We start from the raw sequence: 1571 nt of genomic DNA, 5'->3' as shown, positions 1-1571 counted from the left end.
AGGCCAGCTACTGGTGTTGCAGACGCGTCAAGCTGATAGCTCACCACTCGGTCAGAGCCTTGTGTGGTGGTGAAGTTGCCATCGATTGAAATCGGGTCAGTCTGATCTGAGCCAATCGTGCCTAAATCATCTTCATCAACGGTAATCGCATCGACACCGGTAATGGTCGGCTTATCATCCACGATGGTGACTGGGATCGTTTCTGTGGTGATATCACCATCAAAATCCGTCGCGATGATTGGGAAGTTCAGTGTCAGCTCATCACTGTCTGTCGCATGGTCGATAGGACCTTGCAGCGTGAAGTTGTATGAACCATCCGTATTAACGGTCAGCGTAAATACGGCTTCAGTTCCTGCTGTTGCTTCATAAGTGTAGCTACCATCACCGTTTGCGGTTTCAGTCAGCGTCACTGCCACACCTTGCGATGTTAGACCATCAACTGGCGTTGCAGCAGCATCCAATTGGTAGCTCACTACCCCATCAGAGCCTTGCGTTGTAGTGAAGTTGCCATCGATTGAAATTGGACCTGAGCCGTCAGAGCCAATCGTCGCTAAGTCATCTTCATCAACCGTGATGGCATCTACGTCAGTGATGGTCGGTTTATCGTCAACGATGGTGACAGGCAGTGTTTCTGTCGACGTATCGCCATCAAAATCTGTCGCGATAATCGGGAAATCAATTTGTAGGCTGTCACTATTTACCGCATGGTCTAGTGGACCTTGCAGAGTAAAGGTGTAGCTGCCGTCTGGCTTCACCACTAATTCAAATACGGCATTGCCATCTGCTGTGGCTGTGTAAGTAAAACTGCCGTCGCCGTTAGCAGTTTCAGCAAGCACGACAGGCTCACCATGAGAGGTCAACCCTGCTACTGGATCTGCTGTTACATCAAGCTGGTATTTAACAACACTGTCCGAGCCTTCAGTTGTGGTGAAAGAACCCGACATAAACGCATCATCGTTTTGGTCTGAGCCAATTGTAGCGAGATCATCTTCATCCACCGTGAGTGGGACAACGTTATTGATAGTTGGAACGTCATCAGTAATCGTGACTGGAATGGTCGCGGTTGTCGTATCGCCATCAAAGTCGGCTGCAATGATTGGGAAGTTCAGAACTAATTCATCGCTGTTTAGCGCGTGATCAACCGGGCCTTCCAGACGGAAGTTGTATGTACCGTCAGCATTCACATTCATGGTGAAGACAGGATCGCCATCCGCGGTAGCCACGTAAGTGAAGCTACCATCAGCATTCGCAGTCTCTACCAAGGTAACAGGCTCACCGTGAGAAGTTAAACCTGCGACAGGATCAGCCGTTGAATCAAGTTGGTAGCTCACCACTCGGTCTGAACCCTGGGTAGTGGTGAACGCGCCTTCAACAAACACAGCGTCACTTTGGTCTGAGCCAATACCTGATAAATCATCTTCGTCTACAGCCAAAGGCACAACATTATCGATGATTGGCGCATCATCTGCGATCGTAACGGGAATGGTTGCCGTGGTCGTATCACCATCAAAATCGGTGGCAACAATTGGGAAATCAATCGTCAGGCTATCGCTGTTGGCGGCATGGTCAAT

At 49.5% G+C, this 1571-nt stretch carries 1 protein-coding gene; it reads right to left on the bottom strand.

Going from position 1 to position 1571, the window contains the following annotated elements:
• The coding region (locus R7E42_RS23970; RefSeq protein WP_318073085.1) for a VCBS domain-containing protein at positions 1-1571 on the bottom strand (1571 nt) is incomplete at both ends.

The sequence above is a fragment of the Vibrio sp. Vb1337 genome, from assembly GCF_033338715.1.
Taxonomy (GTDB): Bacteria; Pseudomonadota; Gammaproteobacteria; order Enterobacterales; family Vibrionaceae; genus Vibrio; species Vibrio alginolyticus.
The sequence above is the reverse complement of the archived record's forward strand: the minus strand, read 5'-3'. Positions and strand labels throughout refer to the sequence as shown.